Here is a 6,393-nt window from a genome sequence, read left to right on the forward strand (position 1 = left end):
ATTTTAGTCTTCTTTTTCGTTTTCTTCAATCTCTTTTGTTAAATCTAAATCGCGTAAAGTTGGGTTTACAATTCCCATTGTTACCGTTGTAATTATAGTCATTGTTCCGCCAAAAACTACGGCTGCAACTGGGCCAATTAATTTGGCCGCTAAACCACTTTCGAAAGCTCCTAATTCATTAGAAGAACCTACAAACATAGAATTTACAGAAGAAACTCTACCTCTCATATCATCTGGTGTTTTTAATTGCAAAATGGTTTGTCTAATTACCATAGAAATTCCGTCTGCTGCACCACTTATAAATAAAGCTAAAATACTTACCCAAAAAATAGATGACAATCCGAAAGCAATGATACTTAATCCAAAAATAAAAACGGAAATCAGCATTTTTTTTCCCGTGTTTTGATTGATAGGAATGTAAGTTGTTATAAGCATCGTTAAAATACTTCCCATAGAAATTGAAGCATTTAAAATACCAAAACCTTCTGGACCAACTTTTAAAACATCTTGTGCAAAGACTGATAATATTGCAACAGTTCCACCAAATAAAACAGCAATCATGTCTAAGCTTAAAATACCTAAAATGGCTTTATTTTGAAAAACAAATTGAACACCCGCTTTTAAACTTTCTTTCATTGGTTCGCCAATTTTTTTATTTAAAATTGGTTTCTTTTTAATTAAAAAAGTGAAGATAAAAGCCAGTAATACTAATATAAAAACAAGACATAACGTTTTAGGAACTCCAATAATACCTATTAAAAAACCAGCTGCAAGTGCACCAGAAACAGAAGCTGTTTTCCAGGTGCTTGTACTCCATGTGGCTGCATTATGATATATTTTTTTAGGAACCAATAATGCTACCAAAGAAAAAATTGTAGGTCCAAAAAAAGAACGTAAAAACCCTCCGAAAAAGACCAATCCATAAATTGAATATAGAACCGAATTTGTAGACCAACTTGCAATTACATTTTCTGTTGTTAGTAAAAACAAGCCTAAACTAATTAACGAAAAAGCTGCTGTGCAAATAGCTAACAAGTTTCTTTTTTCTCTTTGATCTACAATATGACCCGCAAATAATGCCATTGAGAATGCAGGAATAATTTCCATTAAACCAATAATTCCTAAAGAAAGTGGGTCTTTTGTAATTGAATATACTTGCCATTCTATGACAATAAATTGCATAGACCAACCAAAAACTAAAAGAAACCTTACGAATAAAAAAATATTGAATTCCTTTATTCTTAATGCAGCATAAGGATCTTGTTTTGCCATAATTAACTCAATTTCATATCCATTAAGATGGCAAAAGTTTGATTGATGTCTTGCTCTTTTACAACAATAGTCATTTCATTTGTAGTAGAAATTATTTCTTGTAAAGGAATATCTGCCCAAGCTAATTGTTTTAGAATAAAATAGTAAATACCAGATTGTTCTAAATTTTCTTTTGGAAGTTTTATGGTGATAGAGGCTAAATCTAAGACACTAGAAATTAGTTTTTCTTTTTCGAAAATTTCATTTACAAAAGGATGTAAATTTTTACTAATAACAATATTAGTTTCAAAAATTCCTTGAGAAACTGTTAGAAAATAGTCTGAACTCTCTGAAGATTTCATTAAAATCTTTGCAATTTCTTTTAATAATGAAGTAGTATTTTTAAAAGTAAAATCGCATAAATCAGATCTAACAATAACATCACCTAAATCTAGTGCTAACTTTTTAATATTTTTTCTAATACGTAACTCACTCGCTGGAGACAATCTATTAATTGCCATCATAACCGCACCAACCTTAACATCCTTCTTTAAAATAGTTGAAACTTCTGGTAAAATAATTCTTGCCAAAGAAGAAACATTTATCAATTTTTCATTTAAAGCTTCTTCTATAAAAGGTGTTTTTCTAATAGTGCTTTCTACAACTTCTTGTATTGTTTTCATACATATTGTTTAATAAAACATAATAATGTTCAAAATTAAACAATTAATCTAATTTATTTGTCAATTTTTGGAATTCTTTTTTTGGGTCTTTATTATCATATAAAACATTAAAAACCGCATCTATAATTGGTGTTTTTGCTCCATTTTCCTCTTTCATTTTAAAAGCACTTTTAGTAGCATAATACCCTTCTGCAATCATACTCATTTCCATTTGCGCAGATTTAACAGTATACCCTTTACCAATCATGTTTCCGAATTGTCTATTTCTACTGAAAACAGAATATCCTGTAACTAATAAATCCCCTAAATAAGCAGAGTTGTTAATGTTACGTTTCATTTTATGAACCTTCTTTATAAACCGTTTCATTTCTCGAATTGCATTACTCATTAACACAGATTGAAAATTATCTCCATAACCTAAACCATGTGCAATACCTGCTGCCACCGCATAAATATTTTTTAACATTGCTGCATATTCTGTACCAATAATGTCATCAGAAATTTTGGTTTTTATATACCAACTTTTTAAAGATTTACTCATAATTTTAGCATTCTCTTCATTTTGGCAAGCAATTGTTAAGTATGATAAGCGTTCCATTGCAACCTCTTCTGCATGACAAGGGCCGGTAATTACGCCAATGTTTTCTATAGGAAAATTATATTCTTTATTAAAATGTTCTCCAACAATTAAACCTGTTTGTGGTACAATTCCTTTAATCGCTGAAAAAATAGTTTTTCCTTCCAAAGATTTGGTTAATTTCTCTAATTCACCAACTAAAAAAGCAGATGGAATTGCAAAAATTAAAATATCATATTTTGCAACCGTTTTGTTTATATCTTTAGATAAATCTAATTGGGTAGGATTAAATTCTGCAGATCTTAAATATTTTGGGTTGTGATGATTTTTTTTAATATGTTCAATTGATGTAGCACTTCTCATATACCAACCAACAGTTTCAAGGTTTTCTGTCAACATTTTTACAATTGCTGTTGCCCAACTTCCTCCACCTAAAACCGCTATTTTTGGTTGTTTATCCATAATTGTTTGATTTGAAAATCAAAAGTAAGAAAATTAGTAAGTTATTATGAATGCTTGGTTGATTTATTATATTTTTGAACTACCTAATTTATAAAAAATGAACGTACAAATAATTAACAAATCTAAACATGCTACTCCTAATTACGAAACTGAAGGAGCTGCAGGTATGGATTTAAGAGCAAATATTAGCGAATCTATCACACTTAAACCATTAGAAAGAGCTATTATAAAAACAGGTTTATTTATAGCTTTACCAATAGGTTTTGAAGCACAAGTAAGACCAAGAAGTGGTTTAGCTGCTAAAAAAGGAATTACCGTTTTAAATTCTCCTGGAACTGTAGATGCAGATTACAGAGGTGAAATTGGTGTAATTTTGGTCAACTTATCTAATGATGAATTTGTTATTAATGATGGTGAAAGAATAGCGCAATTAATTATTGCAAAACATGAACGTGTAAGTTGGCAAGAAGTTAGTGTTTTAAGTGAAACAGAACGTGGTTCTGGTGGTTTTGGAAGTACAGGTGTTTAATTTTATTTACCTTTGTCGCCTAACATAAAAATTAAAAGAATATGATTTTAGGAGTTTCAGATTGGTTAAGTCCAAAAATAAATGTTGAAGCAAAATTTATTAGAATAGGGTTTGTTGTTGCTGTTTTATTAGCAGGTTTCGGACTTGGATTATATTTAATTTTATGGATTGTAAAATTACTTTCTAAATAAGTTTTTTATAAACCTGACTCATTTTTTTTACCTCATCGTATAATAAATTATAAGGTAAAAAAGTGTGTGAATGATATACATACCCCAGGTTTTTATAAAACTGAAAAGCTTGGGGTTGTTCATTCATAGCATCATCTAGCCAAACAATTTTATATCCTTTTTTAATTGCTTTTTCTTCTAACCAAAAAAGTAGTTTTTTACCAATTCCGTTTCCTTGTGTTTTTTGATGCAAGTATACTCTATGTAACTTTACTTGTTTTTCTTCGGGTAAATTTGCTAGTTTTTCATTCCAAATAATTCTAAAATTACCAACAATTTCATCATTAAAAAGTACAAAATAATATTCCGTTTTTTCTTCGGAAAGTTCTTTTAAAATATTTTCTTTTGAATATTGAGAATTTACATACCAATCTCCATTATCTGTCCAAAAATGACTATATGCAAGTGGATAAATTTCTTTCATCAATGTAAAAAGTAATTCTGAATCTGTGTTCAAAATTTCCTTTAACTCTATATTTTCTGATACTTTAATCAATTTTATTTTTTATAAATTTCTTCGCCATCAAAAATAGTTAAAATTACTTTTGTTTGGTTTATTTCATTTACTGAAATTGTAAAGATATCTTTATCTAGAACTACAAAATCTGCTAATTTTCCTACTTTTAAAGAACCTACTTTCTCTTCTTGTCTCATTATGTAAGCCCCATTTAAAGTATATGCTTTTATTGCTTCTTCTAAAGATATATTTTGAGGAGTTCTTGTTACTGCATTTTGTATTCCTACAAAAGGATTTAATGAACTCACGTTCCAATCACTACTTAATGTTAATCTAACTCCAGCATCTTTTAATGATTTTATTGGCACTTGATTGTCTGCTAAATCTGCGCCTAATAAATGATCATTATCACTCCAATATTGAGGTTTGGTAAACTCGCCACCAACTTGCGCATCTGCAGTAACATTTAAGGCTTTAAATCTATTTAAATCTGCAGTAGTAATCATTTCTACATGTGTTAAACGATGTCTTCCTTTAGAACTTCTACTTTGTTGAATTGCATTTAAAGCTTCTGTAACACCTCTATTTCCTATTGAGTGAATGTGAAAATCGAAACCTGTAGCTTCTAAAGCTGCAATATATTTTGCAATTCTACTTTCTGTAAAATAGTTTAATCCGTTATTTGTTGGTTGATTAAAAAAATCTTCTTTATAATCTGAATGTAACGCTGCTGTTGTGTTGTATGTAATTCCATCAGCATATAATTTTATCTGATTTATTTTTAACAAACTACTTTCATTATTAGAAAATAAACTTTTTAAAGATGCTATTTGACTTGCATCATTTGCTGTTGGATATGCCCAAAGACCTAAATTAAAACGTGCAGTTAATTCATCATTATCTGCTAATTTTTTCCAAGTTTTATGTTGGTCTCTTTTCCAGTAAGTTCTTGCGTCTGAAACTGAAGTTATACCGTGTTTTGTTAATTTTGGTAAAACATACTCAACCATTCCATTATATTCACCATCAGCATCATTTAAAGCGGCAACAGCTTGCTGAAAAACAACATCGCCAGCATTGTCAATTAAAAGTCCTTGTAAAACGCCATTTTTTTTACTATAATTCCTCCTTGTGGGTTTGGAGTTGAAGCAGTTATTCCTGCTAATTCTAATCCTTTTGAGTTTATCCACATAGAATGTGATGTTTGCTCCATAATAATTACAGGCCTGTCTAAAACTGCTTCATCAATAATTTCTAACGGATTTCTTGTTGCTTCTAATAATGAGTTTATAGAATGACCAAAACCAATAATCCATTTAACATTTGGGTTGTCTGTAGCTGCTTTTTTGATATCCGAAATATAATTTTCTGCATCTGTTTCGTTTTCATTTAAAGTGAAAGCTGTAGTTGTAGAACCAACCTCCATTGGGTGCATGTGTACATCATGAAAACCTGGTAAAACTACTTTACCACTTAAGTCTATTCTTGTTGCATTTTCATCAGCCGTTTTTTCTGCATCTGCATTTGAACCTACAAAAATAATCTCGTTTTTATCTATTAAAATTGCTTCTGCCCAAGGTTTTGAATCATCAACAGTAAAAATTTTTGCATTAAAATATAATTTTTGAGTACTTGCTTCTTCTGTTGTATCTGGTATATTAATTGTATTTTCTTTTGAACAAGATTTTGATGCAAAAACAACACTAAATAGTATGATTAAAAATTTCATTTTTTTTATTTTAATATTTGTTAAGAAATGAACGCTTTAAAGGTATGTAAATTTCTGTTTCGTATTCGTTTTGATTGTCTGTATGAGACTCGTGTTTTATGTAAAATTCTAAAAAAGGATGTTCAGAAATTTCTTTATCCGAAGTAAATAACCAATTACTAAAAATCTTCTCTGGAGTTTTAGTTACATTATCAATCACTAAACAAGCATCGTAATTGTATTCTATCTTTTCTGAAATAATAGGTTCGTCCCAAATAATTCCGAAAGATTCAGCCTTATCAACATCTATGTTTAATTCTTCTGCTTCTTCTAATAGTTTATTCCAAACTTGATCAATAATAGTATTATAATAACCTGTTGTGCATTATAAAAAAGCTGTTCATTGATTAAGAGAATCGTATATTTAATTGAATTTCAAACATTTAAATAGATGAACAGCTTTAGAGCAAATTACGAGAAAATTTTAGAGGTATTA

Annotated in this window: 7 protein-coding genes and 1 pseudogene; 2 read left to right on the forward strand and 6 right to left on the reverse strand. The window is 29.4% G+C overall.

Annotated features, from left to right (window positions below; genetic code table 11):
• Positions 1-3: 3 nt before the first annotated feature.
• Genes V3V28_RS00505 through V3V28_RS00515 form a run of 3 tightly spaced genes read right to left on the reverse strand, consistent with a single transcriptional unit; the run spans position 4 to position 2,973 of the window.
• Positions 4-1,272, reverse strand: a complete 1,269-nt coding sequence (locus V3V28_RS00505) for an MFS transporter (protein WP_331363060.1) — start codon at positions 1,270-1,272, stop codon at positions 4-6.
• Between the two features lie 2 nt (positions 1,273-1,274).
• The gene (locus V3V28_RS00510) at positions 1,275-1,934 is read right to left on the reverse strand and encodes a hypothetical protein (protein ID WP_331363061.1); all 660 of its coding nucleotides are present in this window, start codon (positions 1,932-1,934) and stop codon (positions 1,275-1,277) included.
• A 43-nt stretch (positions 1,935-1,977) separates the two neighbouring features.
• A complete protein-coding gene (locus tag V3V28_RS00515) occupies positions 1,978-2,973 on the reverse strand; it encodes an NAD(P)H-dependent glycerol-3-phosphate dehydrogenase (RefSeq protein ID WP_331363062.1) in 996 nt (331 codons plus the stop codon).
• 97 nt (positions 2,974-3,070) lie between these two features.
• On the opposite strand from V3V28_RS00515, the gene dut reads away from it, so the two are divergent.
• Together dut and V3V28_RS00525 are read left to right on the forward strand one after the other, a co-directional pair.
• Complete coding sequence (gene dut / locus V3V28_RS00520; RefSeq protein WP_331363063.1) at positions 3,071-3,502, forward strand: dUTP diphosphatase; 432 nt, start codon at positions 3,071-3,073, stop codon at positions 3,500-3,502.
• A gap of 41 nt (positions 3,503-3,543) precedes the next feature.
• Positions 3,544-3,693, forward strand: coding sequence for a PspC domain-containing protein (locus V3V28_RS00525; RefSeq protein ID WP_331363064.1), 150 nt, complete (start codon positions 3,544-3,546; stop codon positions 3,691-3,693).
• Here V3V28_RS00525 and V3V28_RS00530 read toward each other — a convergent pair.
• From V3V28_RS00530 to V3V28_RS00545, 3 genes and pseudogenes are all read right to left on the reverse strand, one after another.
• Positions 3,686-4,228: a GNAT family N-acetyltransferase gene (locus V3V28_RS00530; RefSeq protein WP_331363065.1), complete on the reverse strand. Its 543-nt coding sequence runs from the start codon at positions 4,226-4,228 to the stop codon at positions 3,686-3,688. The genes V3V28_RS00525 and V3V28_RS00530 overlap by 8 nt on opposite strands.
• Before the next feature lie 2 nt (positions 4,229-4,230).
• Positions 4,231-5,918 (reverse strand): annotated as a pseudogene (locus V3V28_RS00535) (amidohydrolase).
• 10 nt (positions 5,919-5,928) lie between these two features.
• Positions 5,929-6,117 carry a GyrI-like domain-containing protein gene (locus V3V28_RS00545; protein ID WP_331363068.1) on the reverse strand — a complete coding sequence of 63 codons (189 nt, stop codon included), beginning with the start codon at positions 6,115-6,117 and terminating at the stop codon, positions 5,929-5,931.
• Between the last annotated feature and the right edge of the window lie 276 nt (positions 6,118-6,393).

This window comes from Polaribacter sp. (genome assembly GCF_036480315.1).
Taxonomy (GTDB): Bacteria; Bacteroidota; Bacteroidia; order Flavobacteriales; family Flavobacteriaceae; genus Polaribacter.